23 protein-coding genes, 3 tRNA genes, 1 pseudogene, 1 riboswitch and 1 other annotated feature are annotated in these 24,564 nt (G+C 36.0%); of the genes and pseudogenes, 20 read left to right on the top strand and 7 right to left on the bottom strand.

Translation table 11 applies throughout. The features are described from left to right. Window positions 1-208: 208 nt before the first annotated feature. The 7 genes from CLO1100_RS10695 (at window position 209) to CLO1100_RS10670 (ending at window position 5,971) form a co-directional block, all read left to right on the top strand. Window positions 209-724, top strand: a complete 516-nt coding sequence (locus CLO1100_RS10695; RefSeq protein WP_014313765.1) for an ECF transporter S component — start codon at window positions 209-211, stop codon at window positions 722-724. Between the two features lie 251 nt (window positions 725-975). After that, complete coding sequence (locus CLO1100_RS10690; protein WP_014313764.1) at window positions 976-2,496, top strand: PLP-dependent aminotransferase family protein; 1,521 nt, start codon at window positions 976-978, stop codon at window positions 2,494-2,496. Between the two features lie 27 nt (window positions 2,497-2,523). Continuing rightward, entirely contained in the window at window positions 2,524-3,714 is a 1,191-nt protein-coding gene (locus tag CLO1100_RS10685) for a PLP-dependent aminotransferase family protein (protein WP_014313763.1), read from the top strand. 43 nt (window positions 3,715-3,757) lie between these two features. After that, the gene (locus CLO1100_RS10680) at window positions 3,758-4,909 is read left to right on the top strand and encodes an aminotransferase class V-fold PLP-dependent enzyme (RefSeq protein WP_014313762.1); all 1,152 of its coding nucleotides are present in this window, start codon (window positions 3,758-3,760) and stop codon (window positions 4,907-4,909) included. A 120-nt stretch (window positions 4,910-5,029) separates the two neighbouring features. Further along, a complete protein-coding gene (locus tag CLO1100_RS20815) occupies window positions 5,030-5,200 on the top strand; it encodes a hypothetical protein (protein WP_014313761.1) in 171 nt (56 codons plus the stop codon). Between the two features lie 354 nt (window positions 5,201-5,554). After that, window positions 5,555-5,785, top strand: coding sequence for a hypothetical protein (locus CLO1100_RS10675; RefSeq protein ID WP_014313760.1), 231 nt, complete (start codon window positions 5,555-5,557; stop codon window positions 5,783-5,785). A 108-nt stretch (window positions 5,786-5,893) separates the two neighbouring features. Then, window positions 5,894-5,971: transfer RNA gene (locus CLO1100_RS10670), tRNA-Pro, on the top strand. 135 nt (window positions 5,972-6,106) lie between these two features. On the opposite strand, the pseudogene CLO1100_RS10665 reads toward CLO1100_RS10670, so the two are convergent. Continuing rightward, window positions 6,107-7,535: pseudogene (locus CLO1100_RS10665) on the bottom strand (alanine/glycine:cation symporter family protein). Between the two features lie 86 nt (window positions 7,536-7,621). Further along, window positions 7,622-7,719, bottom strand: a riboswitch (glycine riboswitch). Window positions 7,720-7,968: 249 nt separating this feature from the next. Here CLO1100_RS10665 and crcB point away from each other — a divergent pair. Further along, complete coding sequence (gene crcB / locus CLO1100_RS10660; protein ID WP_014313759.1) at window positions 7,969-8,349, top strand: fluoride efflux transporter CrcB; 381 nt, start codon at window positions 7,969-7,971, stop codon at window positions 8,347-8,349. Window positions 8,350-8,356: 7 nt separating this feature from the next. Here the strand turns inward: crcB and CLO1100_RS10655 are convergent, their stop codons facing one another. Next, entirely contained in the window at window positions 8,357-9,088 is a 732-nt protein-coding gene (locus tag CLO1100_RS10655) for an NAD-dependent protein deacylase (RefSeq protein ID WP_014313758.1), read from the bottom strand. Window positions 9,089-9,251: 163 nt separating this feature from the next. Here CLO1100_RS10655 and CLO1100_RS10650 point away from each other — a divergent pair, with 163 nt between their 5' ends. Next, window positions 9,252-10,004, top strand: a complete 753-nt coding sequence (locus CLO1100_RS10650) for an AAA family ATPase (RefSeq protein WP_014313757.1) — start codon at window positions 9,252-9,254, stop codon at window positions 10,002-10,004. Between the two features lie 11 nt (window positions 10,005-10,015). Here the strand turns inward: CLO1100_RS10650 and CLO1100_RS10645 are convergent, their stop codons facing one another. Then, a complete protein-coding gene (locus CLO1100_RS10645; RefSeq protein ID WP_014313756.1) occupies window positions 10,016-10,495 on the bottom strand; it encodes an acyl-CoA thioesterase in 480 nt (159 codons plus the stop codon). 234 nt (window positions 10,496-10,729) lie between these two features. On the opposite strand from CLO1100_RS10645, the gene rbr reads away from it, so the two are divergent. The 4 genes from rbr to CLO1100_RS10625 all read left to right on the top strand — a co-directional run bounded on the left by rbr (window position 10,730) and on the right by CLO1100_RS10625 (window position 12,787). Beyond that, complete coding sequence (gene rbr / locus CLO1100_RS10640) at window positions 10,730-11,269, top strand: rubrerythrin (RefSeq protein ID WP_014313755.1); 540 nt, start codon at window positions 10,730-10,732, stop codon at window positions 11,267-11,269. An 84-nt stretch (window positions 11,270-11,353) separates the two neighbouring features. Continuing rightward, a complete protein-coding gene (locus CLO1100_RS10635; RefSeq protein ID WP_014313754.1) occupies window positions 11,354-11,755 on the top strand; it encodes a hypothetical protein in 402 nt (133 codons plus the stop codon). Between the two features lie 124 nt (window positions 11,756-11,879). After that, window positions 11,880-12,500, top strand: a complete 621-nt coding sequence (locus CLO1100_RS10630) for a cyclase family protein (RefSeq protein WP_014313753.1) — start codon at window positions 11,880-11,882, stop codon at window positions 12,498-12,500. A gap of 38 nt (window positions 12,501-12,538) precedes the next feature. Then, a complete protein-coding gene (locus tag CLO1100_RS10625; RefSeq protein WP_014313752.1) occupies window positions 12,539-12,787 on the top strand; it encodes a GIY-YIG nuclease family protein in 249 nt (82 codons plus the stop codon). Between the two features lie 53 nt (window positions 12,788-12,840). Here CLO1100_RS10625 and CLO1100_RS10620 read toward each other — a convergent pair. After that, window positions 12,841-12,916: transfer RNA gene (locus tag CLO1100_RS10620), tRNA-Lys, on the bottom strand. Window positions 12,917-13,903: 987 nt separating this feature from the next. Here CLO1100_RS10620 and CLO1100_RS10615 point away from each other — a divergent pair. Together CLO1100_RS10615 and CLO1100_RS10610 are read left to right on the top strand one after the other, a co-directional pair. Further along, complete coding sequence (locus CLO1100_RS10615; protein WP_014313751.1) at window positions 13,904-14,542, top strand: glycoside hydrolase family 11 protein; 639 nt, start codon at window positions 13,904-13,906, stop codon at window positions 14,540-14,542. A 321-nt stretch (window positions 14,543-14,863) separates the two neighbouring features. Next, the gene (locus CLO1100_RS10610) at window positions 14,864-15,733 is read left to right on the top strand and encodes an SUMF1/EgtB/PvdO family nonheme iron enzyme (RefSeq protein WP_014313750.1); all 870 of its coding nucleotides are present in this window, start codon (window positions 14,864-14,866) and stop codon (window positions 15,731-15,733) included. 96 nt (window positions 15,734-15,829) lie between these two features. On the opposite strand, the gene CLO1100_RS10605 is transcribed toward CLO1100_RS10610, so the two are convergent. Further along, window positions 15,830-15,905, bottom strand: a tRNA-Lys gene (locus CLO1100_RS10605). A 250-nt stretch (window positions 15,906-16,155) separates the two neighbouring features. On the opposite strand from CLO1100_RS10605, the gene CLO1100_RS10600 reads away from it, so the two are divergent. From CLO1100_RS10600 to CLO1100_RS10580, 5 genes are all read left to right on the top strand, one after another. After that, window positions 16,156-17,331, top strand: coding sequence for a sensor histidine kinase (locus tag CLO1100_RS10600; RefSeq protein ID WP_014313749.1), 1,176 nt, complete (start codon window positions 16,156-16,158; stop codon window positions 17,329-17,331). After that, window positions 17,328-17,978 carry a response regulator transcription factor gene (locus CLO1100_RS10595; RefSeq protein WP_014313748.1) on the top strand — a complete coding sequence of 217 codons (651 nt, stop codon included), beginning with the start codon at window positions 17,328-17,330 and terminating at the stop codon, window positions 17,976-17,978. The genes CLO1100_RS10600 and CLO1100_RS10595 overlap by 4 nt, the downstream gene beginning before the upstream one ends. Before the next feature lie 54 nt (window positions 17,979-18,032). After that, window positions 18,033-18,251: a binding site (T-box leader), on the top strand. 75 nt (window positions 18,252-18,326) lie between these two features. Beyond that, the gene (locus CLO1100_RS10590; RefSeq protein WP_014313747.1) at window positions 18,327-19,991 is read left to right on the top strand and encodes an AMP-binding protein; all 1,665 of its coding nucleotides are present in this window, start codon (window positions 18,327-18,329) and stop codon (window positions 19,989-19,991) included. A 99-nt stretch (window positions 19,992-20,090) separates the two neighbouring features. Further along, window positions 20,091-21,395 carry a homocysteine S-methyltransferase family protein gene (locus CLO1100_RS10585; protein ID WP_014313746.1) on the top strand — a complete coding sequence of 435 codons (1,305 nt, stop codon included), beginning with the start codon at window positions 20,091-20,093 and terminating at the stop codon, window positions 21,393-21,395. Then, complete coding sequence (locus CLO1100_RS10580; RefSeq protein WP_014313745.1) at window positions 21,385-22,944, top strand: rhomboid family intramembrane serine protease; 1,560 nt, start codon at window positions 21,385-21,387, stop codon at window positions 22,942-22,944. Before CLO1100_RS10585 ends, CLO1100_RS10580 begins: the two co-directional genes overlap by 11 nt. 67 nt (window positions 22,945-23,011) lie before the next feature. On the opposite strand, the gene pdxT is transcribed toward CLO1100_RS10580, so the two are convergent. Both pdxT and pdxS read right to left on the bottom strand, forming a co-directional pair. Beyond that, a complete protein-coding gene (gene pdxT / locus CLO1100_RS10575) occupies window positions 23,012-23,581 on the bottom strand; it encodes a pyridoxal 5'-phosphate synthase glutaminase subunit PdxT (protein ID WP_014313744.1) in 570 nt (189 codons plus the stop codon). A 20-nt stretch (window positions 23,582-23,601) separates the two neighbouring features. After that, entirely contained in the window at window positions 23,602-24,480 is an 879-nt protein-coding gene (pdxS, locus tag CLO1100_RS10570) for a pyridoxal 5'-phosphate synthase lyase subunit PdxS (protein WP_014313743.1), read from the bottom strand. Window positions 24,481-24,564 lie beyond the last annotated feature (84 nt).

Below are 24,564 nucleotides of genomic sequence, written 5' to 3'. Positions count from 1 at the left end.
ATTTATAAGAAAGTATCAATCAATTTATGTGAAAATTCTAGATTTATTATGCTACTTTTCATTTAAAAAGTCTATAGAAAATGGGAATTTAGTTAAGCACATTACTAAAATGATGTTAATAAGCAGAATTTTGTGGTATATTTATACAATAATTCTATATATTATTCATTTCATATAATTAATATTATTTATAAAAAGGGGGACATATATGAAAAATGATAAGATTGGAATGATTACAAGAACTTCGGTTCTTCTTGCTGTTGTAGTTGTGGTGCAGATGGCCGGGAGAAGCCTTCCTTACAATAATTTTATAGTCGGCCCGCTGGTAAATATGTGTATTCTGATAGCAGCAATGACTGCCGGAATCGGAGGTGGGGTAGCAATTGCAGTATTATCTCCGTTTACATCACTAATAAATAACCATGCTCCGCTGGCAGCTGCACTACTTTTATATGCTCCCGTAATATCGGTAGCAAACCTTATATTGGTAATAATATTTTACTTCCTATATAACAAAAACAAATATTCAGGTGTTATTTTGGGCTCTATTTTGAAATTTGGATTTTTGTACGGTTCAATTAATTTGTTTCTGAATATATTTCAATTTCCAAAGTTTGCTCAAAAACTTTTAGCTATGTTCAGTTGGCCACAGCTTGTAACTGCCTTGATAGGAGGATTTATTGCAATACCGATAATCACCAGGTTGAGGAAGGCAATAGATTAATTAGTTTAAACAAATTATTGAGCTGTACCTTTGAAGAGAGACGATTTCAAGGGTACAGCTTTTTGCTTATATTATCTAAAATTGGATTGGTGTAAAATATCCAAATTGGATGTTTTTCTCAAATTAATTATGACGTATAATGAAATTGGATGATACCAATTTATGAACTTACTAATGGTAATTACAATTTTGAATTATTTTTTTCCAGTTATTTATATAAAGTACATTAGTAGTCTAAGGAGAGGCAAAAAATGGATATTATTATAAACAGAGAATCAAAAACTCCTATATACTTGCAGATAAAAAAACAGATAGAGCATCAGATTGCAGTTGGCAAGCTGCCTGCAAATTTTATTTTACCTGCCGAAAGGACACTAAGCATGAAACTTGGTGTAAACAGAAGTACAGTTGTTAAAGCGTATATGGAGCTTAAAGCTGACGGGCTGGTCGAGTCACGAATAGGCAGTGGAACTGTAGTTCTTGCACCACTGACAAAAGACATCGCTCAGGAGAAAATGTACATACCACCATTGAGGTGGGGACAGCTTGAAAGCAAGAGATCTGCAAGATCAGGAGAGCAAACAATCAATAATATATTATCAGTATTTGAAAAAGAAAGAATTATCTCCTTTGCATCGGGTATTTCTTCAGAAGACGCGTGTGATATTAATCTCATGAAAAATCTACACATTCAGATAATAGAAAAATACAGAGAGAAGCTGTTTATGCCTACTCCGGTTGATGGAAGTATTGAACTGAAAACGGCAATCAAGGCATACATACAGGAAAATGGTATTAATGCCGGAACAAAACAAATAATGGTTACATCAGGATCACAGCAGTCTATAGAGTTCTTTGCACGGACGATTATAGAACCGGGTGACGTAGTTCTGGTGGAGGAACCTACGTATATAGGTGCCATACAAGCATTTCAAAGTTATGATGCAAAAATTATTGGAATACCAATGGATGATGAGGGAATAAGGCTGGATATTCTGGAATCCTGTCTTATAAAGTACAGGCCGAAATTTATATATACTCAGCCTAATTTTCATAATCCAACGGGAATATCCATGAGTCTCGAAAGAAGAAAAGGATTACTGAAGCTTGCATATTATTATAATTTACCGATTCTTGAGGATGATCCTTACGGTGAATTATATTACAGTGGAAACCCATTACCTTCTCTGAAAAGCTTGGATAATAACGACTATGTAGTTTACCTCAGCTCATTTTCAAAAACAATTTCATTCAGTCTAAGAGTAGGTTTTGTTGTGGCAAGTGAGAATATTATAGGTCGGTTTATTCAGTTTAAACAGATTACGGATATACAGACAAGTACACATTCGCAGTTTATAATTAATGAATTTTTAAATGGTGGACATATGGGGCCCCATTTAGATTATTTAAGAAAAATATATAAAGATAAAAGAGATTTGATGCTAAATGAACTAAACAAAAGTAACTTGGACGGTATGACAATAACCGTCCCAAATGGAGGATATTTTATATGGCTCAGGCTTCCTGATTATATACGCATGAATGAATTTGTCAAAGGCTTGGCCGACAAAGGAGTTGTGGTGATGCTGGGTGATATATTCTATCCGGGTTATAGTATTGATGGTAACTATATAAGGCTTAATTTTTCATATCCCAGTGAAAAGTACATAAAAGAGGGTATTTCTATTTTAAAAAATTGCATAAAGCAGTACTCGACAGGTAGCTTAAAAAAGAAATATGAATTTGAAGCAGAGGTTAATCCGTTTTTATAAAATTCTTGATATGGAGGAGGGAATTTAATGCTAAATGATACATTTGCAAGGAGAGCTCGTACACTTAAGTCATCTGAAGTAAGAGAACTTCTGAAATTAACGGATTCGGAGGACATAATATCCTTTGGTGGTGGTCTCCCTGCTGAGGAGACGTTTCCTGTTGAAGAAATGAAAATACTTTGCCATGAGGTATTATCCGAAAATGGAGCTAAAACAATGCAGTATGCAGTATCAGAAGGATATAATGAACTACATAAAATTATTGCAGAGCTGATGGGTGAAAAGGGAATTGATGTCGAACCTGACGATATTCTGATAACATCAGGCTCTCAGCAGGGTTTAGATCTTACAGCTAAGGTTTTTCTGGACGAGGGAGATGTTGTTCTCTGTGAGAGTCCTACTTATCTATCTGCGATAAATGCTTTTAACCCATGTTACCCTGAATATATCGAAATTGAAATGGATGAAGAAGGTTTAATTATTGAAGGCTTAAAGAAGAAGCTAAATGAAAATAAAAACATAAAATTTTTGTACACTATACCTGACTACCAAAACCCTACGGGAAGGAGAATGAGTCTGAAGCGTCGTAGAGCTCTTATTGATGTTGCCAATATGTATGACTTGATTATAGTTGAGGACAATCCTTATAGTGAACTTTGCTTTGATGGAAATAACTTTCCCCCATTGAAAAGCTTTGATACCGAAGGAAGAGTAATATACCTGAGCACTTTCTCAAAAACAGTTTGTCCCGGTTTCAGGGTTGGTTGGGTGAGTGCATCGAAAGAAATCTTAAAAAAATATATTCTTCTAAAGCAGGGGACAGACCTACATACAAATTTTTTTACGCAAATGCTTATTGCACGTTATATAGAAAAATACGATATTAAAGCTCATATCAAAGATAATATATTAATTTATAAAAAGCGAAAAGATACAATGCTTGATTCAATAAAGAGATATTTTCCCAAGGAAATATCCTACACTAAACCGCAGGGGGGAATGTTTTTGTGGGTGACTTTACCGCAAAGAATGTCAAGCAGGGAGCTTCTAATTAATGCAATGAAAAGAGGAGTGGCTTTTGTACAGGGTAGTGCTTTTTATCCGGGAGGAGGACACGAAAATACAATGAGACTCAACTTTTCGGGACTTACAGAGGACAAAATTGTTAAGGGAGTTAAAATATTGGGAGAGCTTCTTACAGAGGAACTAAAGAAATAATTGTTTCATACCATATAATAAACCCAAATAGTTGAGGTATATTATGATTTATATGGATAATGCTGCCACTTCCTTTCCGAAACCTGAAGCTGTATATATTGAAATAGACAAATGCCTGAGAACTTACTGTGCTAATCCGGGCAGAGGAAGTCATACAATGTCGGTTGCCAGTGCTTCAACTGTGACTACTACCCGTGAACGTATAGCAAAGCTGCTAAAAATAGAGGACGATCTCAATATAAGTTTTACAAAAAATGCAACAGAGGCCTTGAATATAGCAATTTGCGGAAGTCTTTCACCCGGGGATCATGTAATTACGACCTGTATGGAGCATAATTCAGTGATAAGGCCATTAAAAACACTTGAAAAATACGGAGGAGTAAAACTTTCCATAGTTAGTGCTGACAGTCTTGGACGTGTTGATCCGCAGGATATAAGAAAAAGTATAAATAAAAGAACAAGATTGATTGTATGTACTCTTTCTTCAAACGTTAACGGGATAATTATGCCTGTGGAGGAGATTGGAAAAATAGCACGGAATAATGGCATAATGTATCTGATAGATGCATCTCAGGGATTGGGTAGTATAGAACTTGATATAAACCGGATTCATGCAGATATGGTTGCGTTTCCCGGACATAAAGGACTTCTTGGCCCTCAGGGGACAGGTGGATTATATGTGTCACCTCAAATAAGGATGAGGCCTCTAATGAGAGGTGGTACAGGCAGCAGTTCAGAACTGCTGTATCAGCCAGAAATAATGCCAGACAAACTTGAGAGCGGAACTCTTAATACACCGGGTATAGCAGGACTTGGGGCGGGAGTGGAGTTTATTCAGAAAAACGGTATTGATAAAATTCGTAAAAAAAAGGATGAACTAATCATCAGACTTTTTGATGGAATATGCCGTATTAATAATATAAAGATGTTCAGCCCCGAAAGTGTTGAAGAAAACAGTGGGATAGTGGCTTTTAACTTTGAGGGAGTGGATTCTACAGAAGTCAGCTATCAGCTTGACAAACAGTATAAAATTGAATGTAGAGCAGGTCTCCACTGTGCTCCGTTGGCACATTCACATTTTAAAACAGTAAATTCCGGAATTGTTAGATTGAGTGTAGGATGTTTTAACACAAATGCTGAAGTCGATTTTGTAATACAATCAATAAATTTGATTGCAAAAGGTTATGAAAATTAATGAAATTGATTCAAATATTAAAAAAATTAATAATTGAATCAAAATAATTAAATTTTTATAGACAAAAGTATACATATAGGTGTATAATTTACCTATAATAAAGATGGAGGGAAAAAATATATGGATGATAAAACTAAAAGAATTATAACTATAATAGTAGCGATATTTTTGCTGATAACGGCGATTAGCATAGTAGGGTTCATACTAAAACAATTAATACCATTAGCAATCCTTGTTATTGCTGGATATATAGTTTATAGATTAATCACTAAAAAGGGTCAACGCTATTAACCTTGTGTATTTCAAATAGAATACTACTCAAACATTAGCCTTGTTTTTATTAGAGGCTATTTTTTTGTTTTAAAATGCCGATATATTATCTGGAGTATTGTGGATAAGGCGGTTTTAAAAATGATACATAAGGTTTTGAGAATTTATCCCGTTACTGCGGTGCGCAGAAATAAAAACAGGACATTTAATAATGGTAAAACAAAGCGGAAGAGTAATGTGAGTTTCAAAATTACATTAAAGCTGGTTAATAAGAAATAATAGGTTTACAATTTAAATACATTTATTTCCAGTTACATTTATAGACCTTCTTGTGGTATACTAGTATTTCATACAAGACTTGAAGGGATGAATAATATGGTAGAATTCTGCAAGTGTGGGTCAATGATTATTAATGGAAGTTGTAGTAACAAACATTGTAGTACAAATTTGGGCAAGCTTTTACAAGCAAAGGCCAAAAAAGCAGGGCGTGCTAAAACCACAACAGCTGCTGCTGTGATTAATACAACACCAAAGATTACTAAAGTACCAAAAGCTTCCAAGTGTATTACGTATCATATAAGTGAATTACAACCAAAAGAGGAATAGAGAAAACCGGATTGCTGATATGCATTCCGGTTTTTTTCCTAGTACACAAATAATATTGTTTAGTCTTTACATTCTAAATTTAGTGTGCTATAATTAATTTCGCATTATCGGGATGTAGCTCAGTTTGGCTAGAGTGCTTGCTTGGGGTGCAAGAGGTCGCGTGTTCAAGTCACGTCATTCCGACCATAAAAAAACAGCTTTCAATATTTTGAAAGCTGTTTTTTATATGTCAACTAAATTTTGTAAATCGCTACTACTTTTTAGTAGTCTTACGACACTCACCCTTTGCTGCTTTTGCTGAAATAAAAAACAAATCAAAAATTAACTAAGCTTTTTTTCCTTTATCTTTGCAAAATATTTTTTAGTTTCCGCTGCAACGACACCATTTAATGCTATCAGTGCAATCAGGTTTGGAAAGGCCATCAAGCCGTTGAAAATATCTGATATATTCCAAACGATCTCTATTGTCATAAAGGGGCCTGCAAAAACAGCCAGAATGTAAAACCAGCGAAAAACTTTAACTGCCTTCATATTACCGTTTGTGAGATATTCCATACAACGTTCACTGTAATAGTTCCAGCCGATAATTGTTGTAAAGGCAAAGAATACCAGGCTTATCATCAGAATAAAGGAACCAAGTGTCGGTGCAAAACCGAAACCTTCTTTAAATGCGTTCTGTGTTACAGAGGCACCTTTAAGTCCTATGTTCCATGAACCTGTGGTTATAATACAGAGACCTGTCATTGTACAGATAATAATTGTATCAACAAAAGTACCTGTCATTGAAACAAGACCCTGACGTACGGGTTCATGTGTTTTAGCGGCAGCAGCTGCAATAGGGGCGCTTCCTAAACCGGATTCGTTTGAGAAAATACCTCGAGCAATACCCATTCTCATGGAATTAAGCATTGAACTTATTCCAACACCTATTGCCCCGCCACCCACAGCTTTGAGCCCGAATGCACCTTGAAAAACCTGAACAAAAGCATCGGGAATAGCCTTTATATTTACAAAAACAACTATGAGTGTAGCTATAACATAAAAAATTGCCATAAAAGGAACTATGATTTCCGATACACTTGCTATTCTTTTTAAGCCACCGATAATAACCAATCCTACACACAAAGTAACAATAACAGCAGTTAATACTATTGCCCACGAATAACTTTTTCCCAGAATAGATATTGTATGAAGATTTTTTGGATCAAAATAATTGCGAACTGCATCAGAAATACCATTTATCTGCACAAAGGTTCCGATACCCATGAGCCCGGCAGCAGCTCCGAAAAATGAGAAAGCCTTTGCAAGCCAGCCCCATCTCTTACCCATACCGTTTCGTATGTAGAAGGAATGGCCCACCTAAAACGTGTCCGTTTTCGTCAATGGTACGGTATTTTATAGCCAGTAGTCCTTCAGTATACTTTGTAGCCATACCGAAAAACGCTGCGATCCACATCCAGAATAAAGCTCCGGGTCCGCCTGCAACGATTGCAGTTGCAACACCTACGATGTTTCCTGTACCGATTGTGGCAGAAAGTGCTGTACAAAGTGCGCCAAAGCTGGATACTTCACCTTTCCCGCCTTCTTCATTCTTAACCATATACTTTAGAGCACGGGGCAGATGCCTGACTTGCAGCAAGCCGGTTCTTACTGTGAGTAAAATTCCAACGAGAAGTACTAAGATAATTAATGGCAATCCCCAAACAATACCATCAAACCAAGAAATGAAACTGCTGATTTTTTCTAACATTATTTTTAACCTATCCCTTCTTGAAATTTTTGAAAAACAAAAAAGCCAAAACAAATGTTTTGGCTCTCCAAGAGAAAGACGTTAAGCTATAAAGCTCTGTCCTTTTGCCTGAGAGACCGGCAATGGAAAAACCACTGCCTTGCACCTTCGGCGCCCATACCTGGGACTCTCCAGAGAGCTGTAAATGCATAAAAAGTCGAATTTATGCATAAACACGCATAAATAATTTATCATATCTTTTGAAATAGTGCAATTATGTAATTGAAAAAATTATCTGGATATTTAAACAAATCGATTTAAATAGAATTTGAGTATAAACATAACATGTTATATAATAATAAAACATTCAAATTTTGTTTAAACCAGAGAGAACATTTATTTTGGGTTCTCATTGGTTCTCAATTGTTGAAGTATTTTAAGAAGGGGATTTTAAATGAACGCATTAGTTGTTGGACTTGGCGGATTTATTGGCGCAACATCAAGATATTTGCTGTCAAGCTTTATAAATCGTTCAGGGAATTGTGGTTTTCCGGTTTCAACACTTATAATAAACATTCTGGGCTCTTTTTTAATAGGACTCCTTACAGAATTGCTTGCTGCCTTGTGCCCTGATAATAAAAAAATAAAGTTGTTTTTAACTACTGGTATTTTAGGTGGGTTTACAACATTTTCAACCTTCAGCCTAGAAACAGTTAACCTTTTTCAGGAAGGAAAAGCAGTTTTTGGTGTGGCAAATATTATTTTAAGCGTAGCATTTTGCCTTACAGGTGTTGTATTAGGCAAAATGCTTGCTAAAACAATTGCGAATATATAATTTTTTATTAGATGGATTTCACAGCAGTCTCAAGGACTTTTCCCACTGAATCATTTATTACAAGGTCGGCTTTGGAATCATAGGGAGTAGGGCTTTTATTAACAAGAATGAGTTTTTTGCCTCTAAAGAAATCAATAAGTCCTGCTGCAGGATATACAACCAGCGAGGTTCCGCAGATAATAAGAACGTCGGCATTCCTTATTTCATTTACTGCCCCGTTTACAACGTCATCGTCCAGAGCCTCCTCATACAGAACCACATCAGGCTTGATAACACTGTTGCATTTGACACAGCGGGGAGTACCTTTTGCATAAAATATATAATCCAAATCGTAAAAGGTTCTGCATTTGGTACAATAATTTCTGTGAACCGAGCCGTGCAACTCAAAAACTTTTTTACTGCCAGCCAGTTGGTGGAGGCCGTCTATATTCTGTGTTACAACTGCTTTAAGTCTGCCGGATTCCTCAAGTTTTGCTAGAGCTAAATGTCCTGCATTTGGTTTTGCCTCTCTGTATATCATTTTAGTTTTATAATATTTGAAAAACTCATCGGTATGTGAAACAAAGAAACTGTGTGAAAGCATTGTTTCGGGTGAGTATTGTGAGCCGTCAGATGTCATATAAAGACCATTTTCGGAACGAAAATCAGGTATACCAGATTCGGTACTCATTCCTGCTCCTCCAAAAAATACAATGCTGTCAGCATTTTTTAAGATATCAGTCAATAGTTCAATATTCATTAAAAACATCTCCGTCTTTGATTATATAATTATTATTGCATATTTTCCTAAATAATCAAAGGCTACAAGTTAAAACAAACAGAACAAATGTTCTTGAAAAATTAAAGAAACATGTATATAATGGAAATTGATTAAACCCTTAGGAAATGATGGAGGAAGAAGGATGCCTAACCTTTTCAATGATCTATATGTAAGAGAAATTAAGCTAAGAGAGGATATTTCATCCGATGAAAGCTATGTTTTTTCTCTTCCCATTGTCAGGAATCTTGAACCTTTAATTATAAATAAGAAGGTAACCTTTTTTGTGGGTGAAAACGGTACCGGAAAATCAACTTTACTTGAGGCTATTGCCGTAAATCTAGGGTTTAATCCAGAGGGTGGTTCCAGAAATTTTAATTTTTCTTCAGTTGAAACACATTCTACGTTATATAAAAATCTCACTGTTGTAAGGGGCGTAAAGAGACCGAAAGATGGGTTTTTCCTGCGGGCGGAAAGCTTTTATAATGTTGCAAGTGAGATTGACAGGCTTGATAAGGCCGCACCAAACCCATTCATACATACATATGGAGGAAAATCTCTCCATAGCCAGTCACACGGAGAAAGTTTCATGTCACTGGTATTGAACAGGTTTGGAGGGAACAGCCTGTATGTACTTGATGAACCTGAGGCTGCACTGTCCCCAACCAGACAAATGACACTGCTGGTTCGTATAAAAGAGCTTGTGAAGCAAAACTGTCAGTTTATTATAGCGACCCATTCACCTATTCTATTGGCTTATCCGGATGCAGACATTTTTACATTAGATGAGAATGGAATCAAGCTGACTCAATATGAAGAAACAGAGCATTATATTGTGACCAGACAATTCCTCAACACTCCCCAAAAAATGATCAGATATTTATTTGATTCAGATTAAACAGTACTTTCTCAGAACTCTTCACGGCGTCTTTGCTTTCTCAATTCACAGCGCTTTCTGGCGGCTTCCCACTCTGTTTTTTCTTCTTCAGTTTCCAGTATTATTCCTGGAACGGGAATAGGGAAGTCTTTTTTATCTAATGCAACAAGAACCAGATATGCCCTGTTTATCATACGCCGGGTTCCGTTAAGTTCTTCAACAAAAGTATCTACCCTTACTTCCATTGACGTATTTCCTACATAAGTAATCTGTCCCAGTAAAAATATAGTACTATTAACGTAAGCAGGTGCTTTAAACTGTAAATTGTCTATGGATGCTGTAGTCACGTTGCAGCCGGAATGCCTTCTGGCAACAACAGCTGCAACAACATCAATCCATTCCATAAGCTTGCCACCAAAAAGGCGGTTAAAACCATTTATATGTTCAGGCATTAGTATTTGAATTTGTTCAGTTCTGGAATCAGATACTTTTTTTCTAATTGATTTATCCATGATAATCAACCTCCTATTCTATATCTATTATTAATAATATTAAACAATGTCTTTTGATTAACATTATAACTTATATAAGCAAACATAGTATTGGCATAATTCATTAAAATTACCTTTGTGTGATATAATTTATCATGAGTTTTTTTCTGAAAATGTTGGTTTCAAATTCAGAAAACTGTGGTATAACATTAATAAATCTATTATTATTTTTAATTAAACAGGAGGTAATTTCAATTGAGTAATTTAAAGGGAACTAAGACAGAAGCAAATCTTATGGCTGCATTTGCAGGCGAATCACAGGCAAGAAACAAGTATACATACTACGCATCAAAAGCAAAAAAAGAGGGATACGAGCAAATAGCTGCATTATTTACTGAAACAGCAAATAATGAAAAAGAGCACGCTAAAATATGGTTTAAACTTTTGCATGATGGCATAGGTGATACTGCTTCTAATCTCAAGGATGCTGCAAACGGTGAGCATTATGAATGGACTGATATGTATGCGCAATTTGCTAAAGAGGCTAAAGAAGAAGGTTTTGACAAGATAGCATATCTTTTTGAAGCTGTAGGAAAAATTGAAAAAGAACATGAGGAGAGATATTTAGCTCTTCTGAAGAATGTTGAAGGTAATGCCGTATTTATCAAAGGTGAAAAAGTAATATGGCAGTGTGCAAACTGCGGACACATTCATGTAGGAGAAAAAGCTCCTCAAGTATGCCCTGTATGCGACCATCCTCAAGCATACTTCCAAATGCTTGCAAAAAATTATTAATTAGCATTAATTACTACCTTGAACAATTAATATTAAAATAATAATGGTGAAAAATAAGTAATAAATACTTTGAGGTGATTTTATTTGAAACGTATTTTATCTTATTTATTAGCCATTACATTATTGTTGCCGGGCTTTATAAACTACAAGGCTTTAAAGAGCGGAAGTATAGATGTAGCAAATAGGCAAATCAACCTCCAAGCCCAGACTGACGGAGGAATAGAAATTGTTGCAAGAAGACCGTATATCAGACGCGGAGAAATAGGGGTACTTGCAATAAGGGTTGCACCCGGCTCAAATTGTAGAATTATTGCATCCTATAAAATAAACGGGAGAGATTATTCTTCTGTGAGAAATTTAGTTGCAGGTAAGGATGGAAATCTTTTATGTACTTGGAAGGTGGACGAAAAAACGGATACCGGGACATATAATATTGAGATTACCTGCGGCGCAAGCAGACTTGTGACGACTTACAGTGTACAATAAGTAACAAAAGGCTTCATTCAGCTGATTTTAATTTGGCTTTATGAAGCCTTTTGTTATTAGTTTTGCGTAAGTTCAAAAAAACTGTATAATTAATATAAACTAAAAAAATATTAGGAAGTAAATTATGAAACTTATAGATTTATCTCGTGATATATTTAACAATATGCCTGTTTATCCCGGAGATGATGTTGTGAGATTACACCAAACCCATGAATTTTCTAAGGACCAGTATAATAATCATAGGCTGGAAACAGGGATGCACGTCGGAACTCATGTTGATGGAGCAATGCACATTACTGATGCTTGTGAATATATATGTAATTATCCTCTGGAAAAATTTTATGGCGCCGCTTGTGTAATACATACATACGGTAAAAGCGTTTTAGAAGCAGAAAGCAGCCATTTGGAAGTTTTGAAAGATAAGAGAATAGTGATGGTTTGTACCGGAATGGATAAATATTATGGACAGAAAACCTATTATGATAATCATCCTGTGCTAGGTATGACATTTTGCGAAATGCTAGTGAAACATGGAATTAAATTAGTGGGAATGGATGCTCCTTCACCTGACAGATTTCCTTTTGGAATACACAAATATTTGCTCGGCAACGGTATTTTGCTACTTGAGAATCTAACCAACCTGGACAAAATTCCGGCTGGTTCTGATTTTGAATTAATGGCATTTCCTTTAAAAATAAGGGCTGATTCCTGTATGGTGAGGGCAGTTGCAAAAATACTTGAATAAATCATTAAATATTTACATATCAGAGGTGTTTTCTTAAAATGTATTACGTTTACGTTTTGCAATGTGCTGACAAGACACTGTATACAGGGTATACAGATGATTTGCAAAAAAGAATTAAAGTTCATAACCGAGGCAAGGGTGCAAAATATACCAGGGCAAGACTGCCGGTGACACTTGTGTATTACGAAGAGGCTGAAACCAAATCTATAGCGTTATCGAGAGAATACAGCATTAAAAAAATGACCAGAAGGCAAAAAGAAACATTAATTTCGGCTCAAATGGATTAAATAGAACTGTTTCACAAAAAAACAAAAACCGTTTGATTATTCAAACGGCTTTTTGGTGCGCCATCAGGGATTCGAACCCGGGACACCCTGATTAAGAGTCAGGTGCTCTACCAACTGAGCTAATGGCGCATATTTAATATTTATGGGCTTACCTCGCCCGAACACTTTTATATTATAAGAGCAATATTTGATAATGTCAACAACAAAATACTTATTTATCTGAAAAAAATGTAGAATACCTATTGTTGAATCTTGGTAACAATATTTTCTACTTATACCACAATATTTTACAATAGATATTTACAAAAGTGTATAATAATGATAATATGTTTTAGTAGAATGATTACGTTAATTTATACTTGGGAGGCGGATCAGTAAACTTGTCTCAAATGAGCTAAATGGTACAACTTATTAAAGTATTGTTTTAGTATTTTTTATTTTTTTCATCTAGGATACGACAATTCAAAGTTTCTTCTTACGCACACAATTATTTCCACAAAATAGCAACATTTTACATGAAATATATTTACAAATGTGTATAAAAATGATATTATGATTTAGGAAAATATTCCCGCTATCTTGTACTTAGGAGGTTGATGGGAAATTAGCACTCCATATTGATTTATTACGGATTCGACCTGCGTAACAAATTTTTCCACTAAATAGCAAAAAAATACAATAAAAATATTTACAAAACTGTATAAATATGATAACATGATTTAGTAGAGTCATTACGTTAATTCACAATATAGGAGGTGAATAGATTTTTTAAGTTTTCATTTACTCTACAGATTACTTTATCTAGAAGTTATTACATCGTTATCTAAGTAATTATCTATATTTTCAACATGTTATTGCACAATTCTACTAAACGTATTTACTAATTCCCAACTACACAAAAAATGCATTCTATATATTGCATATTATGGTATTGTTACTAAATCCGGGGTTTTATTTATAAAAAACTTCTTTTTAGTGACTTTGCGATGGCTTAATTTTTGTTCAAATTTTTGTGTTAAAGTAAAAAACTTCACAAACAGGGCTAAAAGAAAGATAGTATTCAACTAGTATGTAGGTAAGTAGTAAAATAAACTATATTTTTAGGAGGATTATAGTATGGGTAAGTTTAATAAGAAAGTTTTAGGACTAATTTTTGCAATTTCAATGAGTGTTACAAGCTTATTTGCAGGAACAACATATGCAGCAACTGATTACTGGCAGAACTGGACCGATGGTGGCGGAACAGTAAATGTAACTAATGGATCTGGCGGAAATTACAGCGTTAATTGGTCTAATTGTGGAAACTTCGTTGTTGGTAAAGGGTGGAATTACGGAACTGCAAATAGAGTTTGTAACTACAATGCAGGCGTATTCTCACCTTCAGGTAATGGTTATTTAACTTTCTATGGATGGACAAGAAACTCACTTATAGAATATTATGTTGTTGATTCATGGGGTACTTATAGACCTACTGGTACATACAAGGGTTCCGTAACAAGTGATGGCGGTACTTATGATATATATACTACTCAGAGAGTAAATGCACCTTCCATTGATGGTACAAAGACTTTTACTCAGTACTGGAGTGTTAGACAGTCTAAGAGATCTACTGGACAAAACGTTCAGATTAACTTCGCTAACCATGTTAATGCATGGAAAAGTAAAGGAATGAATCTTGGAAGCAGCTGGTCATACCAGGCATTATGCGTAGAAGGATATCAAAGTAGCGGTAGCGCTAACGTAACAGTATGGTAAGAGGTCATTTGACCATTAAAATACTTTTCACTGTATATATGTAAGGTTGCCCGGTTACAAATCGGTTGCCTTATATATAAAAAAATTACTTACCTACATATTAATTGAATATTATCTTTCAAAAGAGTAAAATAGAACAGGGTGGAATTTTTATCCACGGTTCCTGTAAATTGGAGACAGGCCAGTAGGTGTGTATTCCGGTTTGATTAAATAGTCCAAAAGCGTTGGGCCGTTTCTAGATGAACGGCCTTCAATGCTAAAAAGACTAAATTTATAGGACTTTACAGTCTATAACTTTTTATCAGTTAAGGAGACATATTAATGAAAAAGCTATTAATTTTCCTTTTAATCACAATGATGGTTACCATTAGCGCATGTTCTCAAGATAAACCTAGTGCGCAAGAAAATCTTAATAAGAAAGAAATGTCTGATAATTTTGTATTAGTCAAAGGAGGAATTTTTAAGAATACGAAGTCCAACCTCTATGAGAAAAAAGTAAAAATTTCTGATTTCTATATTGGAAAATATGAAGTAACCCAGAAAGAGTGGAAAGACATAATGGAAAGCAATCCATCACAATACAAAGGTGATAATTTACCGGTAGAAATGGTAAACTGGTATGAATGTATTGAATACTGCAATAAAAGGAGTATAAAAGAGGGGCTGGATCCATATTACAACATAGACAAAAATAAAAAAGACTCAAATAATATAAGCGAAATAGATGATATAAAATGGACAGTAACTATCAATTCAAAAGCTAATGGTTATCGATTACCTACAGAGGCAGAGTGGGAATATGCTGCGGGCGGAGGCCAGGATAGTAAAAATTATACATACAGCGGAAGTAATAATGTAGATGAAGTAGCATGGGACTGGGTAAACTCCGGTAATAAAAAATTAGATGGAGATTGGTACTGGCCAAAGATTGAAAGCAATAAAAATCAAACAAAACCTGTTGGTTCAAAGAAACCAAACGAATTAGGGCTTTATGATATGTCGGGTAATGTAAGGGAATGGTGTTGGAACTGGTATGGAGATGCTTTGGACAGTAAAAGTGGCTCTGTCAGGGTTTGGAGGGGCGGCTGCTGGCTAAGTGACGAACATGCCTGTGAAATTTCTTACAGAGGTAATTTTGATGCAAATGGTAAGGGATACGATCAAGGTTTTCGTGTATGCCGTAACAAGTAATCAGAAAAGATAAAGAGAGCTGAAAGGCTCTCTATTTTTATGATTTAAGAATTTTCACCAAACAAAAACCGCTTACTTAAGTAAGCGGTTTTTGTTTGGTGCGCCATCAGGGATTCGAACCCGGGACACCCTGATTAAGAGTCAGGTGCTCTACCAACTGAGCTAATGGCGCCTATTTTATTTAAGGACTTGCCCTCCGAACACTTTTACATTATAAGAGCTGTTATTATTATTGTCAACACTTAATTTCTAAAAATAATATAAAATTTTCAGTTAAATGTACAGTATTTTTTACTAATATTTATATATTATGATATTTTTTATAATATTTATTGTAGGAAAAATAGATATTAGGTAAAATATACTATAGTGTAAAAATATTCACCTGCTATTTGCGGGATTATTTATGATTGGACAAAAACATGAGAAGCTATAAACATAATTCTGTACAGATGAATGATATAATTACAAAAACAATAAAATCTCTTGAATCAGGTAAAAATGAGATTATTGAAATTGCTGAGAATTCCAGAAAGGAATGCAAAAGACTTGAAGATGAATTGGTAACATTAAAACAGCAGGTCTTTGAAATTGTCAGTGTAATCGAAAATCTGGAACATGACCTTAAACAAAGTAAAAAGAAACTATACGATGTTAATAAGGAATTTAACAGACATAGCCAGAATGAGCTTGCTAAGGCTTACCAGACAGCGGACAATATAAGGGTTGAGCTTGCAGTAAGGCGTGAACAGGAGACTTTTCTTATAAGAAGAAGAAACGATCTTGAAATAAGAATAAAGGATTGTATAAAAACTCTGGAAAGGGCAGGTAGTCTCATAGGACATGTGGGCATTGCGCTGGACTATCTTAGCGGAGATCTGCAAAATGCAGGGGAGCAGTTGGACAATTTGCAGCAGAGGCAATTTCTCGGTATCAAGATTATAGAGGCTCAGGAGGAAGAACGAAAAAGAGTAGCCAGAGAAATTCACGACGGTCCTGCACAATCAATGTCGAATATCGTTATTAAAGCTGAGATTTGTGAACGTCTGATGGATAAAGATATTGATGAAGCAAGAAAAGAACTGCAGAACCTTAAAAAAGTTATGAGGGACAGTCTCCAGGAGGTCAGAAAGATAATTTATAACCTGAGGCCAATGGCTCTTGATGATTTAGGTTTATTGCCGACTTTAGAGCGTTATGTAATTTCATTCAGAGAAGAAACAGGGATAGATGTTCAGCTCAGATCCAGAGCAATTAATGAAGAAATTAAGCCCGTCATATCTCTTGCCGTTTTCAGAATTGTACAGGAATCTTTGAATAATGTACTAAAACACGCACAGGCAAAAAGAGTTTCAATTCTCTTGGAGCATGTCAATCAAAAATTAAATATTATTATTGCTGATAATGGTGTTGGATTTAACACCGAAGATGTTAAAATAATAGAGCCTGAAAGTACTGGCGGATTTGGCCTTTTTAGCATGAAAGAGAGGGTAGCCCTGCTTGAAGGAGAGGTGGATATAGTATCACAGGTAGGAGTAGGAACAAAAATTACGATTCATATACCATTACTGGATGAAGGGGAGGACTCTCAGAAATGAATAAAATTAGGGTAATGATTGCGGACGACCATGCTATGGTTCGACAAGGATTAAAAACTATCCTTGAGTTGGAGGAAGATATTTGCGTGGTTTCGCAGGCTTCTAATGGTGAGGAAGCTGTAGCCATGTCCAAAAAGATAAGGCCTGATATTATCCTGATGGATATAAATATGCCTGTTATAAATGGCCTTCAGGCCATTAAAATGTTGAAGCAGGAGTCTGTTAATTATAAAATAATAGTACTGACGCTGCATCAGGACAGAGAATATCTGTTTAAGACATTACAGCTTGGGTGCGAGGGTTATGTTTTAAAGGATGCAGAATCATCAGTATTGATAGAGGCAATAAGAAGTGTTTACCGTGACCAAACGTACATACAGCCTAATATGACTGGCGAGCTTGTGAAGGAGTTTAACAGAGTAACATTGTATGAACAGGATAAATCTATTGTAAACAATCTGACCAATCGTGAAGTGGAAGTTTTAAAACTTATAGCAGAGGGAATGATTAATAAAGAAATTGCTAAAACCCTTTATATAAGTGAAAAGACCGTTAAAAATCATATATCAAATATATTCAAAAAACTGGATGTAAATGATAGAACTCAGGCAGCCATCTATGCATTTAAACATAACATAAAAGTATAAAAAGTATTGACACTTAGTTTGCCGACATAGTATTATATTAATAATTTCCAATAGAAGAGTGCAGTGAATGGGAATAGTAAACCGTACATAAGTCAGTAGAGAGCTGTCGGTTGGTGAAAGACAGCGGCTTTGAAGGTTGAAGCTCGCCCTGGAGCATTTTTGGCTGAAATAAGTAGGCTGAAACGGTTTTCACCGTTATATGATTTAAAGAGAATTTCTTGAAAAGGAATTAACTTGAGTGGTACCGCGGAAACATAGCTTTTCGTCTCATGATTACGAGACGGAAGGCTTTTTATTTTTTTAAACATTTTATGAATATGGTTACAATTTAACTTGGAGGTGTTGGTTGTGGAGAAACTGATAGAGATTACTGTTGGTAGTTTACTAGATGATATGGCAAAGAGATATCCAGATCATGACTGTGCATTATACACAGACCGCCCATTCAGAAAAACTTATTCTGAATTCAACGAGCTGTGCAATAAAGTTGCAAAGAGTTTTCTCAAAATGGGGATTAAAAAGGGTGATCATGTTGCAATTTGGGCAACAAACGTACCAGAATGGCTTATTACACTGTTTGCCTCAGCAAAAATAGGAGCTGTTCTCGTTACTGTAAACACTAACTACAAAGTATTTGAGCTTGAATATTTGTTAAAACAATCGGATACAAATACATTGGTTCTTTTAGATGGTTTCAAGGATTCCAATTACATACAGATTATTAATGAACTTTGTCCTGAATTAAAGAACTCCGAACCGGGTAGTTTTCATAGTGAAAAACTGCCGTATCTGAAAAATATCATAAGTGTCAGCACTGAGAAACATCCGGGAATGTTTAGCTGGGATGATATTATTGAATTTGGCAGAGATATTTCTGACGAAGAACTTTACAACATCAGCAATAGTCTTGATTGTCACGATGTTATAAACATGCAGTACACTTCAGGAACTACGGGTTTTCCAAAGGGTGTAATGCTTACACATTACAACATTATAAATAATGGTATGTGTATAGGCGACTGTATGCATTTTACCCACGAAGATAAGCTGTGTATTCCTGTTCCGTTTTTCCATTGCTTTGGATTGGTTCTTGCAATAATGGCCTGCGTGACTCATGGAACAACAATGGTTCCCGTTGATTATTATTCACCATTAAAGGTCATGAATGCAATTCAAAGCGAGCGCTGTACAGCAGTACATGGTGTTCCTACGATGTACATAGCAATGCTTGATCATGCCGATTTTAGTAAATTTGATTTTTCGTCATTAAGAACAGGAATTATGTCCGGTTCACCATGTCCTATAAAAGTTATGGAAGCAGTTGTGGAAAAAATGAATATGAAGGATATAACTATTCCTTATGGTCAGACAGAGGCTTCTCCCGTATGTACCCAGACAAGAATAGGAGACAGTCTTGAACTTAGGGTTTCGACTGTGGGCCGTGCACTTCCGTTCATTGAATGTAAGATTGTTGATCCCGAAACGAATCAGGACCTTCCGGACGGCGTTCCCGGAGAATTTGTTGCCAGAGGCTATAATGTAATGAAAGGGTACTACAAGATGCCCGAAGCAACCGCACAGGCCATAGATGATGACGGGTGGCTCCATACAGGTGATTTGGCAACAAGGGATGAAAACGGATATTACAAGATAACCGGCAGAATAAAAGATATGATTATCAGAGGTGGAGAAAATATTTATCCAAAGGAAATAGAAGAGTTTTTATATACCCTGCCGGAAATTAAGGATGTACAGGTAATCGGTGTTCCGTCTAAAGTATACGGAGAGGAAATAATGGCCTGTATTATACTTAAAGAGGGTTGCGTCTTAACAGAAGAACAGGTTAAAGAAGCAGTAAAAGCTAATATGGCAAGACATAAAACTCCTAAATATGTTGGCTTTTTGGACAGTTTCCCAATGACTGCAAGCGGAAAGATTCAGAAGTACAAAATGAGGGAAAATGCCATTGCCCAACTTGGACTTGAGGATGAAGCGGCTATAGAGACTGCATAATGTGTGGTTGCCAATTTACTTAATGAATATTATAATAATATAATAGAAGTAATTAATTGCCAGTTTAAATACTGGCAATTTTTATATATGGAGGTATATATGTCTTTTTTAAATGATATAGAAAAAAAAGTTTTGGTGTTTGACGGGTCTATGGGGATTATGCTTCAAAGCAAAGGACTTGAAGTAGGAACTTGTCCCGAAGAGTGGAATGTTACTCACCCTGATAAGGTCAAGGAGATATATACGGCATACCGTAATGCAGGGGCGAATGTAATTCAGTCAAATACCTTTCAGTCCAATCTTATGAAACTCTCTGAATATGGATTGCAGGACAAGCATTATGATATTAATTTTGCAGGTGTTAGTCTTGCGAAGGAAGTAATGGGGGATAATGGATATGTAGCTGCTTCCATAGGCCCTTTGGGAAAACTCTTGGAGCCATTCGGAGAATTGACTTTTAAGCAGGCCTACAATACATTTAAGGAGCAAGTTGTTGCTGTAACTGCCGGGGGCGCTGATATTATAAGCTTTGAAACATTTACAGATGTAAGTGAAATGAGAATTGCCCTTTTAGCTGCTAAAGAAAATTGTAACTTACCTGTTATTTGTTCAATCTCATATGAGCAGAACGGAAGAACGCTGATGGGCTCAGACCCCGCTGTTTGTGCTTACATTCTGCACTCACTTGGAGCTGATATGGTTGGTACAAATTGTTCCTTTGGACCGGAATACATGATAAAGGTTGCCGAAATCTACGGAAAGACTGGTTTGAATTTTAGTATTAAGCCCAATGCAGGGATTCCTCAGACAGTAGACGGTAAATTGGTCTATGATGAAACTCCTGAAAAATTTGCAAAATACGCACATGAATTTATAAAAAATGGAGCAAGGCTTGTTGGAGGGTGCTGCGGATCAAGACCTGAATTTATTGCTGAAATTTCAAAGGTAGTTAGCGAATGTAATGCGGTAAGTTTTCCTTTGAATGTAGATTTTATCACATCCTCTACAAAAGTAATTTCTTTTGTAGATATAAAACAAACAGAAATTGGATGGATAGATATTAATAAGGAAGAAATTCTGAAAAAAGACCTTTTGGCAGGAGATGTATCTTCCATTACAGATACCGCTATGGATTTGATGGAAGAGGACTATGGATTAATAGCTATTGATGTAGATGTGGCCGGGGCAGACGAACTGCTGTTATCTCATGTAGTAAAGGAAGCTCAGACTTACTTGAAACAGCCATTTGTTTTAAAATCGGACAATCCCAAGTCTCTGGAGGCTGCTCTGAGAATATACAAAGGCAGGGCGGGAGTAATTACTAAGGCTTCTGACTGTGTGGATGAATTACTTTATAAGTACGGGGCTGTAAATGTTGGAGGATTTATTTCGAATGAAAAATAATTTTTTAAATTCCCTTGTTAGATATCTTGTGGAAAAGGATTATTACCACCTGATATCAGCTGACAATCAGATGCCTGATTTATCTAATGGTATTGCAAGTATGATTAGAGAGATTCAGGGAACTTCTGTATTTGTTGAAATTATTGATGCAGACAGATACACAATAGAACAAATCAGGAACATCATGTTAAATGGTGCAGCAATGCTGAATAATATTCAAGGTAGTAACGCTTATATTTTCAAGGTTTTTCTGTTTGAAAACACAACTGATATGGATAAAGTTGAAATTATAAAGCAACATCAGATGGATATTACCTCGGAGAAACGTTTTTTGAAATGTATTTCTTTAAACATTTCTGCAAAACAGGTTGAGAAATATTTCAGTGTTCCGGCTTTTGATGCCGGATTGGTAAAGTCTTTTAAAAGATTTTTTTCAAAGGGCCTTGATAGAAGAGAAACCGATTATCAGGATATAGAAGGCATTATTGAGAAAAGAAAAAAGGACTTTGAAATACAATTCAAGGTTCAAACGCCATGGCTGACATATATTATTATCGCATTAAATATTGTTATGTATGGCTTGTTGCAGCTTGTGTCCATGAAAACCGGAACTGCTTATGAACAACAGCTAGAACCCTTTGGGGCCAAGGTAAATAATCTCATTATGGAAGGGCAGTATTGGAGATTTTTTGCACCTATGTTTCTCCATGCTGATATTGTTCACTTGGCTGTAAACTGCTATTCCATTTATATTATAGGGTCTCAGGTGGAAAAAATATTCGGAAGAGGAAGGTTTTTGGCTATTTACTTTGTGTCGGGTTTCATTGGCTCGGCAGCAAGTTTTGCCTTCTCGCTGAATTCCTCTGTAGGGGCATCAGGTGCAATATTTGGTTTGGTAGGTGCTATGTTGTATTTTTCGTTACGACGTCCTGCTCTTTTAAAAAGCAGTTATGGTGTGAATCTTATTACTATGCTTGTAATAAACCTTGCTTATGGTTTTATGAACAAGAGAATAGACAACCATGCACACATAGGTGGTTTTGTGGGAGGATTTCTGACTACCGCAGCAGTGTATTCTTACCAAGAAAGAAATGGAAAAACCTTACTGAAAAAAGCAACATCGATTTTGCTTGTGGCAGCAATTGCAGTCGGAATGCTATTTTACGGCTTTAATAATGATATAAATGTTCTTTCTCCTAAGCTTGCTGCACTGGAGCAGTTTGATATTCAGAATAACTGGCCGGAGTCGGAAAAAAAGGCAGAGGAAATTCTTGAGTTGAACCCATCCGACAAAAATACAAAGATTAGGGTATTATGGTCATTAATCAGGGCTGAAGTAGGTCAGGGAAAACTTGATGAGGGGATTCAGAATTCAAAGGCTTTAGCGGAACTAAGTCCGGCTGACGGACATTATCTGCTGGGTGTCATATACTATAATACAAAAGAATTTGATAAAGCCAAGCAGGAGCTTGAGGAAGCCAAAAAATCAGGCTCAACGAATACTGAAAATATTAATGAGATGCTTTCCGGTATTGAAAACAGTAAATAAGAAACAAAGCAAGAAAAGGCATATTAACCAATATAAATTTGGTTAATATGCCTTTTAATATATGTTTTTAGACCATTTCTGAAAAATACCTGTGAAAACTAAGGTCATTTGTAAGTTCCGGATGAAAGGATGTGGCCAGCATATTGTTTTGTCTGCATGCAACTATATTTTCGTTTACACGAAGGAGAACCTCCACCTGTGGAGCTACATTAACCACATAGGGTGCTCTTATAAATACCAAAGGAATTTTTTCAGAGGAAAGAGCCGGAAGGGAAACTTCCGTAGTAAAGCTATCCAGCTGCCTCCCATACCCGTTTCTTATAACGTTTATGTCCATTACTTCCAGATGACGGCGGTGGTCATTTGTGATTTCTTTTGCAAGAATAATCATGCCAGCACAGGTTCCCCATACAGGCATCCCTGAGTTTATTCTTGTTTTTATTGGTTCTGTCAAACTGAAATCACAAATAAGCCTTCCAATTGTAGTGCTTTCACCACCGGGAATAATAAGTCCGTCTATTGTATCAATGTCTTCTTTATATTTTACACTACATGGCTCTACATTTGGTATTTTGGATAGTTTCTCCAAATGCTCCGAGACAGCACCCTGCAAACCTAATACACCTATTTTTTTCATTTTTATCCCTTTCTGTAAGCTTACCATCCTCTGGAGGCGTACAGGCTGTTGCCTGACAGTTCTCTTACATCAATGGAATCCATTGCAGTACCCAACTCTTCTGAAACTTCTGCTATAATTTTGGGATCATTATAATAAGTAGTTGCCTTTACAATAGCCTGAGCTCTTTTGGCAGGATCTGAAGATTTGAATATCCCTGAACCAACGAAAACACCGTCGCATCCAAGCTGCATCATTAATGCTGCATCTGCGGGAGTTGCGATTCCGCCTGCTGCAAAGTTAATAACAGGAAGTTTACCGTTTTCATGAACATAGAGCACAAGGTCATATGGAGCAGCGAATTCTTTTGCTATGGTCATAAGTTCCTGTTTGGATGCACTCTGAACCTTTCTGATTTCGTTTGTTACAGTTCTCATATGTCTGACAGCTTCAACAACATTCCCGGTGCCGGCTTCACCTTTTGTTCTTATCATGGATGCACCTTCACCAATTCTTCTGAGAGCTTCTCCGAGATTTTTTGCACCGCATACAAATGGAACCTTAAATGTATGCTTATCTATGTGAAATTCTTCGTCGGCGGGGGTTAATACTTCGCTTTCATCAATATAGTCGATTGAAAGGGCTTCAAGTACCTGTGCTTCAACAAAATGTCCTATTCTAACCTTGGCCATAACAGGAATTGATACGGCGCTTTGTATATCTTTTATCATTTTTGGGTCGGACATTCTTGCAACTCCTCCGGCTTTTCTTATGTCTGAAGGAACTCTTTCAAGTGCCATTACTGCAACGGCACCGGCTTTTTGTGCAATTTCGGCTTCCTTTGCATTTACTACATCCATTATTACTCCGCCTTTGAGCATCTGTGCAAGATTTTTGTTTAATTCATATCTCTCATTCATAATACATACTCCTTTACTTTTATTTATAAATAGAATATACTAATTGTACCGATACACTTATAAGTGATTGCGGCTAAATTTCGT

The organism is Clostridium sp. BNL1100, assembly GCF_000244875.1.
Classification (GTDB): Bacteria; Bacillota; Clostridia; order Acetivibrionales; family DSM-1351; genus Ruminiclostridium.
Note: the sequence above shows the minus strand (reverse complement) of the source record. Positions and strands in the feature narration are given on the sequence as shown.